Here is a 15,601-nt window from a genome sequence, read left to right on the forward strand (position 1 = left end):
GCGGCCCTGCTTGCCAAACGCCACGTTCTGTTTCAGAAAAAATGTCAAAAGCCACATTCTATTTCAAAGGGCCTGACGTTTGCCCAGGTAGATTTTTTCTGCGTGAAATGAAACGTGGCTTTTGGCTAAAAAAGTGAAGTAGAACGTGGCTTCTGGCAGACGGAGTGAAACGGTATGAAGTAGAACGTGGCGTTTGGCAGCTGACGTGAAATGCAATGTGGCTTCTGATACACGATACACCGCTACAAGACGCGTTGAAAGTGCGGACACGTGCTTTTCTCGCACGCTCTACCCTCAGTTGTTCCAGCTTTAGATTGGGACGGCCTGCTTGTCAGCTGTAGGATTTATGAATATACGCAGCTCGAGGGCCTATTTATTATCCTCATCAAAAGCAGACCAACCGCTCTCGGAATCATCATCGTCGTCAAAAAGGTTCCAGTCGTCCTTGCTTTTGGCATGATTGAAGTACTGCTTGCGCGTTTTGGATTCAAGAAACCACGCAATGATGAAGAAAAGCAGCACGCCACCCAAAAGCAGACAGATTACCCCGACCTTGTCGTTAAAGAGCCAAGTAAAAAACTGAGAAATGGCAGCCATGGAATAACCTCCTATGTCAAAACAGCTCAAAATCTGTTATCTACTCGTATAAATCGCATGTTGTCGTTGTTAGCATATATGCCCATAGACGTGCTGGACGCCTACAAGTATATACTTGGAAAGAATATGCCACGACAGCATAGCGCGGCTTTATCGCTAGGTTGTTGGCTGCAACGTTGCACGAGAGATACAGGCTCGCAGTTTTGAGTTTGCAAGAAACAGAAGGACGAGAGGGACACGATGCTCGACATCAAATTTGTTCGTGAAAATCCTGACGCGGTAGATAAGTCTTGCGCAGATAGACAGAATGCTTACTGGGACCGCGAAAAGTTTTTTGAATTGGATGAGCAACGCCGCTCTCTTATTTCTGAGGTTGAAGGCTTACAGGCAGATCGTAATGCGCGTTCCAAGGAAATCGGTCTTCTTATGCGCGAAGGAAAGCGCGAAGAGGCCGAAGCCGCTAAAGCAGCTGTTGCTGCAAACAAGGAGCGTATTGCAAAACTCGATGAAGATCGTGGGGATGTGGAAAAGCAGCTCTTTGACTTGCTTGCCGCTATCCCCAATATTCCCGACCCCAGCGTTCCCTATGGTAAGGATGACTCCGACAACCCTGAGGTCCGCAAATGGGGAGAGCCAACGCAATTTGACTTTACCCCCAAAGCTCACTGGGATTTGGGTCCCGAGCTGGGTATGATCGATTTTGATCGCGGTGTCAAAATTGCTGGCTCACGCTTTTATTTGCTGGGTGGCATGGGCGCTCGTATGGAGCGTGCACTCATCAACTTCATGCTAGAAACTCATGCAAAGGCGGGCTTTAAGGAATGGTGGCCACCTGTTCTGACCAACTATGACTCGCTTTTTGGCACCGGTCAGCTACCCAAATTTGATGAGGATCTTTTTCACGTTTCGGGTGGAATGTATCTGATTCCTACCGCTGAGGTTATGCTTACCAACATTCACCGCGGTGAAATCTTGGATGGTTCTAAATTACCCCTGTGGTACACCGCTTTTACACCATGCTTCCGTGAAGAAGCGGGTTCTGCTGGCCGCGATACTCGTGGCATCATCCGCGTGCATGAGTTTGACAAGGTAGAGATGGTCAAATTTGCGCGCCCCGAAGACTCTATGAATCAGCTGGAATCTATGGTTAAGGAAGCAGAGCAAATTTTGCAGCTGCTCGGTTTGCCCTATCATGTGGTGACTCTCTGCACAGGAGATATTGGATTTTCTGCTCGTAAATGCTATGACATTGAAGTGTGGCTGCCGAGCTATAACAACTATAAAGAGATTTCTAGCTGTTCTAACTGCTGGGATTTTCAAGCTCGCCGTGCTGGCATTCGCTATAAAGATCCGGCGGAGTTTAAGGGTACACGTTTTGTTCATACCCTTAACGGCTCTGGCCTTGCTGTTGGTCGTACTATGGCAGCCATTATGGAAAACTACCAAAACCCCGATGGCTCCATTACGATTCCCGAGGCGCTGCGTCCTTATATGGGTGGACTTGAAGTTATTAAGCCTGAGGAGTAGTCGTTATTTAAGCTTTGAGCACCGTAGATCTTTGTAAGTGGTAAGGAAAGAGGGAAAGGAACCCAAAATGCAAGCTCGCATTTCGGACCTGTTCGATTTGTCTCATAGTATTGCGGGAGATTATCTGGCAAAGTTTGACTGTCCTTGGGAGGCTCTTGCAGGCATTAAGGACTTTATTCTTGAGTTGGGCCCCACTTTGCCAAGCAGTGAATACGAGCAGATTACAGAGCATGTATGGGTCGCTCGCGATGCCAAGGTGTTTGATTCTGCTTTTCTGGGGGGTCCGACCATCATTGATCATGAGGCACAGGTGCGCCACTGTGCCTTTGTGAGAACGAGCGCCATTGTGGGCAAAGGTTCTGTGGCAGGCAATTCCTCAGAACTCAAAAATGTCATCATTTTTGATAATGCAGAAGTTCCTCATTACAACTATGTGGGTGATTCCATCTTGGGTTGGCACGCTCATATGGGCGCAGGTGCCATTACCTCCAACCTTAAAAGCGATCGCAGCAACGTGGTGGTCAAGGCAGGCGACGAGCAAATCGCAACTGGTCTACACAAATTTGGTGCCATATTGGGTGATTGGGTTGAAGTGGGATGTAATAGCGTCCTCAATCCTGGTACGGTTATTGGTGCGCATTCGCGTATTTATCCACTATCGCGTGTGCGCGGCTTTGTTCCCGCTAATCACATTTTTAAGGACTCCGATAACATCGTTCCTTTGAACTAGAGGCCCCCTATATGGATATTGCGCTGAGTATTTTTGTCACAATTCTTTTAACGCTTGTCAATGGGTTTTTCTCGATGTCAGAGATGGCTCTGTCGACTGCTAAAAAAGCCGTGCTTGACCATGAGGCAGAAGAGGGCGACAAGCGTGCAGCTGAGGTTTCCAAGACCATTGAGGAACCGGGCGATTTTTTGGCTGCTATTCAGGTGGCTATTACGCTGGTGGGTTTTGCGAGCTCTGCTTTTGCGGCAACCAATCTGTCTGCACCCTTTGCAGCTTGGTTGGTGGATCGTGGGCTTGTAGCATCCACTGCGAGAGTTTTATCACCCGTTCTTATCACCCTGCTGGTTTCTTATCTCTCCATTGTTGTTGGTGAGTTGGTGCCCAAGCGCATAGCCATGGCAAATGCTGTAGGGGTTTCCAAAAGTGTGGTCGGATTTCTTAATGGCTTTGCCAAGCTGGTAAAACCGCTTGTATGGTTTACTTCGGCTTCTGCCAATGGGCTTGCAACTGCTTTTGGTATCAAATCCACCGATGACCGTCTCGATGTTTCGGAAGCAGAGATTCGCTATATGGTCACCGATTCCGACGAGCTCACCGAAGAAGAAAAGTCGATGATTCATGAGGTTATCGACCTGGGCGATACCATTGCCCGTGAGGTTATGGTGCCGCGTGTAGACATGACAGCGCTTGAGGATACGACGAGCCTGCGCGAAGTGCTCAAGGTCATGCGCCGTACAGGCTACTCTCGCGTCCCCGTGTATCACGATACAGTTGATCGCATCGTTGGCATTGCACACATCAAAGATATTATTGAACCTATTATTGATGAGTCTGCTACAGATGAACCTATCTCGGGTTTTATCCGTTCGGCAAATTTTGTGCCCGATACGAAAGACATTATTCCGCTTCTTTCTGAGATGCAATCTAGTCACGATCAAATGGTCATTGTTGTGGATGAATATGGTGGCACGGCGGGCGTGATTACTGTTGAGGACATAGTTGAAGAAGTTGTTGGCGAGATTGAAGACGAGTTTGATCCCGACAACAAATATCTAACGCAGCTGAGTGAAAATGAATGGCTGGTAGATGGTCGTTTTTCCATTGAGGATGCCGCTGATTTGGGCTGGCCTATTGAAGACTCAGAGGAGTATGAGACCATCGCAGGTTTTGTTATCGAGCAATTCGATCGTCTGCCTCATCCTGGTGAGACGCTCGAACTTGAAGGCTATGTCTTCCGCGTGCAATCTACGCGAGGGCGCCGCGTCTCAATGTTGCGCGTTAAGGCTCCACAAAAAGACACTTCCGTTGACGGCAAGATAGCTAGCTCGGCCGATGAGAGCACAGCCCAAGCACTACAATAACGAGAGAGATAGATACCGAGCGCTGAGGCAGTAGCGCAGAGATATCAGAAATAGCGAGGAGACGATATGTCACAGTTCTTTGAGATTACGCGAGTCGAGGTAGGTCCGCGCAAGCTTACTGCGCGTGTGCATCTTGCTGATGATGCCCCTCTGATGACGAGCGACGACCTTGAAGGTACTGCTCGTGTGTACTACCTGCTTCCACACATTGTTGATCATGTGTGCTTGGGTGATAGCAGCAAAACTTTCAAGGATGTGATGGGCAATACCGAGCTCGCACACCTTTTGGAGCATACAACAGTAGAGCTGCTTGCACAGACTGATATCGCAGGAGATACGCTCTCGGGCCGCACCTTTGCGGTAGCCGATGATTCGCGTGCTTGGGACATTGAGCTCGTTTGTACAGATGACGTTTTGGTTGCAGGAGCTCTGGTGAGCGCTTCTTGGTTATTACAATGGGCATACACCGATGGTTCAGATCCCAAGCCCGATGTTAAGGCAACAGTTCGGGGTCTGATTGCTATGGTTGAGAGCCTCGATACAGCAGATGAAGATGAGTATGTTGGTGAGGATGAGTCGGAGTCTGTGGAAGAAGAACTCGAAACTATGGACGACGTGGATCCTGAGTTAGAAGAAGATGAGGATGCAGAGCTTGAAGCGATGGATGATGAGGAGCCTGAGCTTGAGCTAGAGGAAGATGAGGAAGCAGAACTTGCAGAGCAGCCAAATACCTCTGCTGACGATTTGCTTGACTCAATGCCTGAACCTCGGATTTTACGTTAAGGCTACGGATTTACCCCAACGCGGGTATACTTGTTCTGGAGTTTGAGAATAAGTCCCGAGGGGGGCTTACTGACAGGAGGAACTTCCATGAGTGCTAAAAACGTTGCAAGTCTTCTCTGCGGAACCCTCGTTGGGGCTGCTGCCGGCTTTGCTGCTGGTGTTTTGCTGGCTCCCCGTACGGGTGCCGAAAGCCGCGCTATGGCAGCCGATGCGGTTAACGATGTGTGGGATACCGCTGTTGATTCCTATGAGCGCGGTGCTCGCATTGTCAACGAGAAGATGGCAAGCACCAAGGCTGATCCAGGAGCTGCAACAGATGAACTGCGTGCCAAGGTTGATTTGGCTCGTCAACGCATGGACCAGATTCGCGATTCACTCTCCAGCGCTGTAAGCAGCACCTCTGAGCAGGTTCAGGATGTCATGCATACTGTTCAGGACAAGGTTGCTGCCGCAGCGGATATGCCTGCTGAGGCCGAGGCTGCTGCCGAGGGTGTTCACATTGAGGTAGTTTCTGAGGACGAGGACTCCAAAGAGGATGACACCGAGTAAACAGCTAGATAGTACTTTACGTTTTGCTTTATAAATAATTGGGGACACTGTCGAGCGATGGTGTCCCTTTCTCCATTTGCTTTGATGTGTACTTTTGAACGGAGACCTCATGCTTCAGGCAAACAAGCTGTACAACACGGCAGTTTATATTCCTCGCGATGAACGCGGAAAATTGACGACGCCCGAAAATGCCTCCGACAAAAAACCTTTGCGCATGGGCAAGGTTCATATGGCGGTATTTGCGCCTGGCGGCAAGCGCCTAGTGGGGTTTTTGGTTAAACGTCGCGACGTGGCGATGATGTTTAAACGTGAGGACGTTTTTTTGGCGCTGGACTCCTGTGAGTTTTACGCAGACGGTATCTATGCCACGCGGGTAATGGAAAGTTTTGATGATAAGGCGCGGAGCCGCTTAGGTCTTGATTGGGACAACTGCATTCTCTGGGAAGGCATGGATGTTAAGACCAATACGGGTCGTGAGTTGGGTTATGCCAACGACATCGCCTTTGACGAGCACACCGGGGCGGTTAAAACTTTTTTTGTAGGTGACGGTGGCACGGCACGTTCTTTGGTGGGGTCCGTTGAAATCCCTCTTGAGATGCTCCGTGGTTATCAAAAAGGTTTCATGATTGTTGATGAGGAAGCAGCGCATTTAGGACTTAATGGCGGCCTTGCTGCCCAGGCGGGTGAGGCGACAGCTCGCGCAAGTTTGGCGGCACAGGAAGCAGGTAAACGCCTAGGTAAAGAAGCAACTCAGGCGGTAGATAAAGGCTCTCATGCTCTCGGAAAGATGATTGGTCAAACCAAGCGTGCGACGCAAGAGTCGCTTGCTGCTACCGAAAAATCCTCTAAAGAGAAAAAGGCTTCTCATACGCGTACGTCGGATAAAAAATCCAGCGGTAAAGCTGCTCGTGCAGTAGGTCGTCAACTAGGCAAATTTGGTTCGATGTTTGGCTCATTTGCTGACGAATATAAAAAATCATCTAAATAAAGACGACTATGATTTGCACATGCCGTCAGGTGACAGCCCCCAAAGAGCTGCGTGTGTTTTAGCCTGAAGAAGAAGCATAGTTTTCTGCCCAACAAGGCCTGTGGTCGTAGTTTTGTGGGGGTGCTATACACCTGCTGCCTGTAGCGCAAACATTATTGCCGTTAAAACGATGACCGTAATAATGGTAAACCACGTCAAAAGTGTCCACGCCTTGCTACTGACATGGTTGCCCATGATGTGGCGGTCGCTTGCAATATTTACCATGCAAAGAAGCAAAACAGGCAAGAGTACGCCGTTGATAACCTGTGCGGCCATCATGATGCCAAAGAGATTGACACCAGGAATCAAAACGATGCCAGCAGAAAGGAGAGTAATCGCTGTAATAATGCCGCGATACGTGGGGGCTTCTGCCCAGCTACGGTCGGCTCCCCGCTCCCAACCAAAAGCCTCGCATACAGCGCTTGCGGTAATGCCAGGAAGTACACAGGCTGCCAAAAACGATGCTCCTACAAGGCCAGCCGCAAACATCACCATGGCATAGCGACCAGCAAAAGGCACCAGTGCCGCAGCAGCGCTTGCTGCGTCATTAACAGGTGTGCCTAGAGGCAAAACGCTTGCGGTGGTGAGCACAATAAACCAAGCAATAATTTGTGAAACAAGGGCACCAGAGATATTATCAGCGCGCTGACCAGGGATATCGCTAGCATCGAGGTTTTTCTCGACCACGTTGCTTGAGACCATAAAGATCATATAAGGAGAGATGGTAGTACCAATACTGGCAACCAATAGTGAGATGTAGGCAGGATCTCCCGACATCTGCGGAATGATTGTGCTGGCAAGTGCTCCACCCCAGTCTTTACAAGCGATGGAACCAGCGATGATGTAGGTTACAAAAACACAGGAAATAGTCAGTAGGATTTTTTCGATACGACGGTAGGACCCTGACATTGCAAGTAACCAAGAGGCAACGGCAGCTACCGGTACCGAAAACTGCAGGGGCACACCAAAAAGCAGCATTCCTGAGGCGATACCTGCAAACTCGGATAGGGTAACGGCAAAGTTAGAGATGATGGTTGCTGCCATAGCGAGCGCCGAGATGCGGATACCAAAACGCTCACGCACAAGAGCTGCAAAACCCTTGCCAGTGATACAGGCCATACGTGCTGAGGTTTCCTGTACCACCATCAATAACAGGCAGGTGATGGGAATCGACCAAAGCATCCCAAAGCCATAACTTGCACCTTCAGTCGAAAAGGTGGCAATACCACCCGCATCCATACCTGCAAGTGAAGTAAGTATGCCAGGGCCCATAGCAGCAAGAATTGCCGCAACACCAGCCTTGTTTTTGCTTGCGGCTTCGTTCTGAGCGCTTGGCTCGGCGGCTTCGCCAGAGAGATTCTGCGGTAATTTTTTGTTTTGCTTGATAGCTTCTGCCATACGCTACCCCGCAATTCCTACGCCGCACACATTGATGAAGGCGAGGAATATAATGAGTGCCGCGCTGAGCGCAGCTATGCTCAACGCAAGCCCCGAGGTCTCCTTGTTTTTGTTATCGCGGTGCCGCAAAATAAGCAGCCAAACAAGCGAGAGTGCAAAAGACGCTATAACCGTGCCCGCACCTGCAATAAAACTATGACCTACGGCATCACCAAGCATTGCAAATTCATGAGATAGATGAAGCGCAGGCAGCAAAAGACCGCTTGTTATTATTAACACCACACCAAAGAGCACTCCAATTGCGATGCCTTTGAGGAAGAAGCCCACAACAGAAGGGCTATCTTCATCATCAGAGTTGTACCTTAAAAAGAAGTTCGTTGCGTAGCTCGCAGCGGCATCGGCGAGCATAAGCGCTGCGGGCAAGACGGTTGCCGATGCAAGTGCAGCGGGCACGCCAAAACTCTCACCAAAAAGCGCAATACAGGCAACAATACCTGCAATCCAAAAAGGAAGCCAAAGGTTACGTACAAACATAATGAAGAGGTCGCGCGGACGGTCGCTTGTGTCGCTACGCGGAGCACCAGCAATTTGCAGGTCTTCGGCATGCTCTTCTTCCAAAACATCCAGCGCATCGTCAACGGTGACAACACCTAACATCTTGCCCTTGTCATCCACCACAGGCATTGCAAGGAGATTATATTTGGCAATACCTTCGGCAACATCTTCCTGGTCGTCATCGGGGTTGGCAGTGATGAGCTCATCGGAAGCAAGATCTTTGAGATGAGTACCCTCAGTTGCAACAATGAGATCATTGAGTGAGATGGCACCTGTGACCAAGCCTTCCTCATCTTCGGCATAAAGATATCGAATGGTTTCAAAGTCCTCATCAAGTCCGCGCATCGCCTCTACTGCTTCAGCAACGGTTGCATCCTCAGGTAGCGAGAGAAATTCTGAAGTCATGATACGTCCAGCGGTATCCTCGCGATATCCTAATAGCTGACGTACCGCCTTTTGTTCCTTGATGCCCATTAGGGCAAGAAGCTTTTCTGCCTTATCGTAATCAAGCTCACTCACGAGCTCAGCCGCGTCGTCAGGGTCCATCTCAGATAGCATGCGCGATGCTGAACGCTCATCAAGGTCGCCCATAATCTCGGCAGCCTTGTCCTCATCTATTTCTGCCATAGCGTCGGCAGCCTGCTCATCATCAAGCTGGGCAAAAACTTGACCACGCAGACGTGGATCGAGGCGCTCAATGATATCTGCAATATCGGCAGGGTGCATATCGTCAAGTGTCTTGTGAGACACCGAAAGCTTTACATCCGATAAGTCGCGGTCAAGCAGGTTCATGTAGTTCCAAGCGATGATGCGCTCAGGTAAGGACTTGCCAAAAGTTTTTGCTAGTTTGAGGGCTATAGACTCGAGGTGAGGGGAGAGAGTACGCAAAATACCGCGCACACCTACCTCAGCACCCAGCAGTCGTAGTTGGGAGGAACTGGTATCTGAGAACTTAAGATCGTTGACGCGGACAACACGCATACCGCGAGTATCTACAATTTGTTTATCCAAGAGATCGCGCGCAATAAGAACCTCATTGGGTTGGAGATACGAGAAGCGAATATCCGTTTTGATAACCTTCAGACGTACTTCAGATTCATCAAAGCTGTCAACATACTTGCGCCAGGAAATCATAAAAGGGGTTTTTCCTGGTCCAATGATTGCGAGACTAGTAACGCGAGGAAACACCTCACCCGTAGCAATGCCAAGGTCGTTGACGCGACCAATCTGCTCACCTTCGAGGTCGTATACAGGGTTTCCCACCATTTGGGAAAGATAAATCATAAGAGGACTCCTTAGCTGGTTGGGGCAGCGGGGCTCAACGGCTGCTGCCAATGAGTGGCACCCCAAGGTGTGACCAGCAAGGACGCCTTGGAGTCATCGACTGTGAGGTCGAGGTTTCATCGATGACCTTTCTATCTGTGCGCACGACGGCACAAATTGTTTTGCACAAGGTATTGTACACGCCGATTTTAGACCGTTAGCGCAAAATGCACGCTTTACCGTGTTTGCATGCAAAAAAATTGGATATGACAGAAATTAGGCATCTGGTTTAGCAATGTATATTATTTTTTTTGCGCCTGTTCCGAAAAAAATCTCTGAGCAGTTGTGCCGATTCTGCAGCGCAAACACCAGTAGTTACATCAAAAGCATGATTGAGACGTGCATCATTACTTAGATCGTATAGCGTGCCAAGAGCACCGCCTTTGGGGTCAGCAGCCCCATAGACGCAACGATCAATGCGAGAGTTAATCATCAGGCCAGCGCACATAAAACAAGGTTCTAAAGTTACATAGACGGTACAACCCGTGAGGCGCCAGCAGCCAAGCTTGTGCGCTGCCTCTTCCATAGCAAGAAATTCTGCATGTGCTGCGGGGTTAGCATCTGTCTCGCGACGGTTGTGAGCGCGTGAAATGAGCTCGTCATCTGCGACGACACAAGCACCGATGGGCACCTCGCCTTCTTGTGCTGCAACAGCAGCTTCTTCAAGAGCAATACGCATCCAGTATTCGTCAATCTCGCTCATTTTTGCTCCTACGTTGCTATGACGCTATTTATTATGTGTACTAATGTAGCTAATGCGCTCAATGTGCAGCAATTATTAGTGCTAGCCCTGTGTCGCACACACGCAAAAAGCTCTTGCGCTAGGATAGTGCACATCCTTTGGAGGGATGGCAGAGCGGTTGAATGCAACGGTCTTGAAAACCGTCGGGCGCGCTTGCGTCCCGAGAGTTCGAATCTCTCTCCCTCCGCCAGCATATTCAACCCCGTCTACCTGGCGGGGTTTTTTGGAGCTCGTTGCGTCTAGGCAAAAAAGTGCCCTTGTGCCTAGAAAGCGCAACTAGATATACACTCTTTACTATATTCTTAGTTTTGAACGCAGCTTTGGTTGCACCATATATGTAAACGGCTATTGCGTTGGGCGACCAACAGATTTGAATGAAGCACGGCATGAGTTGTACACAGGTTTTAAGTAACACGCAGGTTCGAGCAGCGCACAAGCTCGTATGAAGCACAGATCCAAGCTGCGTATGGCTATAAGCGATACACAGGTTTGAGAGGCGAAAGGAAGCAATATGTATACCAGCGAAGGCAAGATTTTGCTTGCACAAGGTACCCGACCTGTCTACTTGCTTCCCGAAATGTGCAATCGCCATGGCCTTATCACAGGGGCTACGGGCACAGGTAAGACAGTAACCCTCAAAGCAATCGCTCAGAGCCTATCTGACGCAGGCGTTTCAGTGTTTTTGGCTGATATCAAAGGTGATGTATCTGGTATGGCGGTTGCAGGCGAGATGAGCGAAAAGCTTGCTGAGCACTGCAAACAAACGGGTGTCCCAACTCCTGATTTCCATGCAAGCCCCGTGCATTTTTGGGATATCTATGGCAAGCAGGGCGTGCCCGTGCGCACTACTATCAGCGAGATGGGTCCCCTCTTGCTTTCACGCTTGTTGGGGCTTAGCGATGTGCAGGAAGGCGTGCTCAATATTGCCTTTCATGTGGCAGATGACCGTGGGTTACTACTGCTGGATCTCAAAGATCTGCGCGCTATGGTTGGCTGGGTGGGCGAACATGCAGACGAGCTCAAGCTTGCCTACGGAAATGTGTCCAGTGCAAGTGTGGGCGCTATTCAGCGTGCGTTGCTGCAGCTAGAAGATGCGGGTGGTACAAGCTTCTTTGGTGAACCAGCTATTGATATTGCTGATTGGATTGGCGCTGATGCTGATGGGCATGGGTTTGTCAACATTTTAGATGCCGTGCATCTCGTACAGTCTCCGCTGCTGTATTCGACCTTCTTACTTTGGATGCTCTCCGAACTCTACGAACGTCTCCCCGAGCTTGGGGATGCTCCTCTGCCCAAGATGGTCTTTTTCTTTGATGAGGCGCACCTGCTTTTTAATGATGCACCGCGCGCGCTTGTTCAAAAAGTTGAGCAGGTAGTTAAGCTCATCCGCTCCAAGGGTGTAGGCGTATGGATGATTACCCAAAGCCCTGCTGATATTCCCGAGACGGTGCTTGCGCAACTTGGGAATCGCGTACAACATGCACTCAGAGCATACACTCCTGCCGAGCAACGAGCAGTTAAGGCTGCGGCTGAAAGCTTCCGTGTAAATGCAGCATTCGATACCTCCAAAGTCATCGGTGAACTTGGTACAGGCGAAGCTCTGCTTAGCGTTTTGGATGCCAAGGGTATTCCTGAGGTTGTCGAGCGTGCTTATATTGTTGCGCCAGGGTGCTCAATGGCGGCGGCTCCCGCTGCCGATCATAGTTATCTGACCGCAAATTCACCTTTTGCCACGAAATATGGCACAGCCATTGATCGCGAGAGCGCCTATGAATTGCTCAACGCCAAGATAGCAGCTGAGATCCAAGCAGTAGAAGACGCGCAAAAAGAAAAGCTTGCTGCTGCTCAAGAGGAAAAAGCTGCGCGTGAGCGAGCAAAAGAAGAGGCACGGCAAGAGCGTGAAGCCGCGCGCGAAGCAGAGCGTCAAGCTCGAGAAGCCCAGCGAGAGGCGGAGCGTCAAGCTCGGGAAGCGCAAAAGGCGGCAGAGAAAGCAGCGGCCAAAGCAGAGCGCGAGGCTGAGCGACGCCAGCGGCAAATTGCAAGTATTGGCGTCTCTGTTGCTCGTACTGCTGCAACAACGTTGACTCGGGGTTTGCTGGGAAGCTTGAAGAAGGGCCTTTTTTAAGCCTCAAAATGGCAGTTTCGTCTTATAAAAGTCACGCGTTTGCGTTACAGTGTGACAGCCTGTGCGTTAGGTGCGAGCCAATGATTGCTGATATTTTGTACATTGCGAGGGGAACCACCCATGCCTATTAATATTCCAGATGGACTTCCTGCCAAAAAGACTTTGCATGAAGAGCATATTTTTGCATTGGAAGAAGAGATTGCGGACGCTCAGCATATCCGTCCACTTAAGGTGGCCATCCTCAACCTTATGCCCACCAAGATTGAGACCGAGACGCAAATCTTACGCCTTATCTCAAAGACACCCCTACAGGTAGACTGCGACTTTATGCGCGTGTCAACTCATAAGTCCACACACGTCTCAGCGGATCACCTGGTTAAGTTTTACGATACCTTTGATGCCTTTCGGGATAAGAATTACGACGGTCTTATTATTACAGGTGCTCCCGTGGAGCAGATGGCCTATGAAGATGTGGACTACTGGGATGAGCTTTGCGAAATCATCGATTGGAGTCAGGAGCACGTCTTTTCCACTCTCTTTTTGTGTTGGGGTGCCCTTGCGGGTCTTTATCATCTCTATAAAATTCCCAAGCGTCAGCTAGGGGCCAAACTTTTTGGCGTATTCCCACAGCGACTTTGTGATGAATATAGCTTCCTTACCAATGGCTTTGATGAGGTGCATTACATGCCCCACTCTCGTCACGCTGCTATCGATGTGGGTGAGTTGGCTCAGCACCCCAAGCTTCACGTGCTTTCTGAGGGATTTAGTTCGGGTCCTGCTCTTATTGCTTCACCAAGCTTTCATGAGATTTATGTCACAGGTCACTTTGAGTACGGCCGTGATACGCTAGCTGATGAGTATTGGCGTGACTTCCATCAGGGTTTGCCTATCCGTCTGCCTGAGAACTACTTTCCTGACGATGATCCCGAGCGGCAACCTATCTTTACCTGGCGCGCTCATGCCAATCTGCTGTACCGCAACTGGCTTAACTGGGTTTATCAGATGACACCATATGAGCCTGAGCGTATTCCTGAGGTAATCCATGAGCTTCAGGTGCGGCACACCGAGAAGTTCTAAGGAGTAGGTATGACCATCAATGAGATTGCCCAGCTGGCAAATGTTTCGCGAGCCACAGTATCGCGCTATCTCAATGATGGCTATGTCAGTGAGGAAAAGCGTGAGCGTATTGCTCGTGTTATCGAGCAGACAGGATATGTGCCCTCCCAACAGGCACGCACTCTGCGTACTGGCAAGACGCATTTTGTAGATGTCATCATTCCTAAAATTAGTTCCGAATCCATTGCACGTGAAGTTGCAGGCATCACCTCTGTTCTGAGCGCTTCGGGTTACAGCACTGTGCTTGCCAACACTGATGGTGATGTGGATAGCGAACTTTCCTATCTCAAGTCCTTTGTTGAGCAAGGTCAAAGCGATGGCATCATTCTTATCGGTACCGTTATCACGGATGAGCATAAAGAGTTTTTTAAAGATCTCCAACTGCCTTTGGTAGTGTTGGGCCAGCATGTCACGGGTGTTAACTGTATTTACTTTGACGATTACAACAGCGTCTACGATCTCACTTTGTGCTGCACAGTAGGAAGTAGTCATCCTGCCTATATCGCGGTTCCCGAGCGGGACTATGCTACAGGTTATTTGCGCCGCAAAGCCTTTCTTGATGCTATCGAACATCAGGGTTTTGATGTGGCAGCAGCGCCGATTGAACAAGGAAAATTTAACGCGTGGTCTGGTTATACCTGTGCCACCAAAATCATGGAAGCCCATCCCGAAACCGATGCAATTGTGTGTGCAACCGACGAGATTGCTGCAGGCGCTCTGACCTATTTGCGCAACAAGGGCTACAAGGTGCCAGACGATATCCGCGTGACCGGTCTGGGAGACTCTACCCTCGCTAAAGTAGTTAGTCCCAGTTTGACCACGGCTCATTACTACTATCGCACGAGTGGCGTTGAGGCAGCGCGCATGTTGCTTGAGGCAATGGAGCAAGGCGAAGCAGCTCCGCGCGAAACCAAGATGGGTTTCAAGCTTGTTTTGGGGGACTCCACCCAGCGCCCTGATTGAGACAGTGGTTCTTATCTAGACTATTAGAAATTCTTAAATTTGCCGCAAAATACCGTTTGTTTCGTGCACATATGCCCTATGAAACCAGCGGTATTAAAAGCAACAGCACAAGTTAGTGCCTCCTGCGTATGCAATTATTTACTTTGATCTACTCCAATGATGCTACAGCTATCTGAAATGCGCTTAAACAAGATGAGTTGATTGTCTTTTACTAGATATAGTTCATCGTTATTTGCAAGAAGCAGTTCAGAGTCAGCACCTTCTGTATTCATGAGATATACGCGCCCATATGCGTGTTCATAGGTCCCCTCTTTGAAAAAGTGCTCAGGAGCTGCATCTTGGGTATAAAAGTAACTTTTGCTTTCCTGGGGATCAAACGCTAAATATTGATTTGTATCAAGAGGTCCTTCACCACTTTGAAAGGTGCCTACGAGTTTTGCATGCTGGTATGTATTGAGTTGGCTCTTCCAGTGTATAAGTAGTGCGGTTGAGGCGCAGAGTAAAAGGACAAGAAGCCCGATGATTAAGCTGGTAGGAGAAAGCTTTTTCGAAGTTGGCATAATACAACCCCTTCCATTGACGCTCTGTGTCCGCCGACAATCACCGATTTATTTTTTCGCATAACAATATTTTCGTATAAAAAATTTTGCTTGTATAAATGCAATCTTAAAAGTAGCAAGTGGTTATCTTTTCTCGGCAAAAGGAGAATCTAGGCCTTTATACCTGCAAGCCTTTATACCTGCCTAAATTATTGTGCCTATTTGGGCTTTCATATGAGAAGCAGCTAGACGCTAGCAACATACAG

At 49.3% G+C, this 15,601-nt stretch carries 14 protein-coding genes and 1 tRNA gene; 10 read left to right on the forward strand and 5 right to left on the reverse strand.

Annotated features, from left to right (window positions below):
• Positions 1-369: 369 nt before the first annotated feature.
• On the reverse strand, positions 370-597 hold the full coding sequence (locus Q0X25_RS00005; protein WP_298578107.1) for a DUF6724 family protein: 228 nt from the start codon (positions 595-597) through the stop codon (positions 370-372).
• Positions 598-837: 240 nt separating this feature from the next.
• On the opposite strand from Q0X25_RS00005, the gene serS reads away from it, so the two are divergent.
• From serS to Q0X25_RS00035, 6 genes are all read left to right on the forward strand, one after another.
• On the forward strand, positions 838-2,124 hold the full coding sequence (serS, locus tag Q0X25_RS00010; RefSeq protein ID WP_298578109.1) for a serine--tRNA ligase: 1,287 nt from the start codon (positions 838-840) through the stop codon (positions 2,122-2,124).
• A 67-nt stretch (positions 2,125-2,191) separates the two neighbouring features.
• Positions 2,192-2,854 carry a hypothetical protein gene (locus tag Q0X25_RS00015; protein ID WP_298578112.1) on the forward strand — a complete coding sequence of 221 codons (663 nt, stop codon included), beginning with the start codon at positions 2,192-2,194 and terminating at the stop codon, positions 2,852-2,854.
• A gap of 11 nt (positions 2,855-2,865) precedes the next feature.
• Complete coding sequence (locus tag Q0X25_RS00020; protein ID WP_298578114.1) at positions 2,866-4,215, forward strand: hemolysin family protein; 1,350 nt, start codon at positions 2,866-2,868, stop codon at positions 4,213-4,215.
• A gap of 66 nt (positions 4,216-4,281) precedes the next feature.
• Positions 4,282-4,998 (forward strand): hypothetical protein, encoded by a 717-nt coding sequence (locus tag Q0X25_RS00025; RefSeq protein WP_298578117.1) that lies wholly within the window; start codon positions 4,282-4,284, stop codon positions 4,996-4,998.
• An 87-nt stretch (positions 4,999-5,085) separates the two neighbouring features.
• Complete coding sequence (locus tag Q0X25_RS00030) at positions 5,086-5,547, forward strand: YtxH domain-containing protein (protein ID WP_298578119.1); 462 nt, start codon at positions 5,086-5,088, stop codon at positions 5,545-5,547.
• A 109-nt stretch (positions 5,548-5,656) separates the two neighbouring features.
• On the forward strand, positions 5,657-6,535 hold the full coding sequence (locus tag Q0X25_RS00035; RefSeq protein ID WP_298578121.1) for a PRC-barrel domain-containing protein: 879 nt from the start codon (positions 5,657-5,659) through the stop codon (positions 6,533-6,535).
• Positions 6,536-6,658: 123 nt separating this feature from the next.
• On the opposite strand, the gene Q0X25_RS00040 is transcribed toward Q0X25_RS00035, so the two are convergent.
• From Q0X25_RS00040 to tadA, 3 genes are all read right to left on the reverse strand, one after another.
• Positions 6,659-7,846 carry an Nramp family divalent metal transporter gene (locus Q0X25_RS00040; protein WP_298578242.1) on the reverse strand — a complete coding sequence of 396 codons (1,188 nt, stop codon included), beginning with the start codon at positions 7,844-7,846 and terminating at the stop codon, positions 6,659-6,661.
• Between the two features lie 129 nt (positions 7,847-7,975).
• Complete coding sequence (locus Q0X25_RS00045) at positions 7,976-9,811, reverse strand: magnesium transporter (protein ID WP_298578123.1); 1,836 nt, start codon at positions 9,809-9,811, stop codon at positions 7,976-7,978.
• A 268-nt stretch (positions 9,812-10,079) separates the two neighbouring features.
• Positions 10,080-10,553 (reverse strand): tRNA adenosine(34) deaminase TadA, encoded by a 474-nt coding sequence (gene tadA / locus Q0X25_RS00050; RefSeq protein ID WP_298578125.1) that lies wholly within the window; start codon positions 10,551-10,553, stop codon positions 10,080-10,082.
• Between the two features lie 139 nt (positions 10,554-10,692).
• Here tadA and Q0X25_RS00055 point away from each other — a divergent pair.
• From Q0X25_RS00055 to Q0X25_RS00070, 4 genes are all read left to right on the forward strand, one after another.
• A tRNA-Ser gene (locus Q0X25_RS00055) sits at positions 10,693-10,782 on the forward strand.
• A 321-nt stretch (positions 10,783-11,103) separates the two neighbouring features.
• Positions 11,104-12,717, forward strand: a complete 1,614-nt coding sequence (locus Q0X25_RS00060) for a helicase HerA-like domain-containing protein (protein ID WP_298578127.1) — start codon at positions 11,104-11,106, stop codon at positions 12,715-12,717.
• Positions 12,718-12,837: 120 nt separating this feature from the next.
• Complete coding sequence (metA, locus tag Q0X25_RS00065) at positions 12,838-13,794, forward strand: homoserine O-succinyltransferase (RefSeq protein WP_298578129.1); 957 nt, start codon at positions 12,838-12,840, stop codon at positions 13,792-13,794.
• A 9-nt stretch (positions 13,795-13,803) separates the two neighbouring features.
• Positions 13,804-14,796 carry a LacI family DNA-binding transcriptional regulator gene (locus Q0X25_RS00070; protein WP_298578131.1) on the forward strand — a complete coding sequence of 331 codons (993 nt, stop codon included), beginning with the start codon at positions 13,804-13,806 and terminating at the stop codon, positions 14,794-14,796.
• Between the two features lie 134 nt (positions 14,797-14,930).
• On the opposite strand, the gene Q0X25_RS00075 is transcribed toward Q0X25_RS00070, so the two are convergent.
• A complete protein-coding gene (locus Q0X25_RS00075) occupies positions 14,931-15,356 on the reverse strand; it encodes a hypothetical protein (RefSeq protein WP_298578133.1) in 426 nt (141 codons plus the stop codon).
• Positions 15,357-15,601 lie beyond the last annotated feature (245 nt).

It is taken from the genome of uncultured Olegusella sp. (genome assembly GCF_947253395.1).
In the GTDB taxonomy this organism is placed as follows: domain Bacteria; phylum Actinomycetota; class Coriobacteriia; order Coriobacteriales; family Atopobiaceae; genus Olegusella.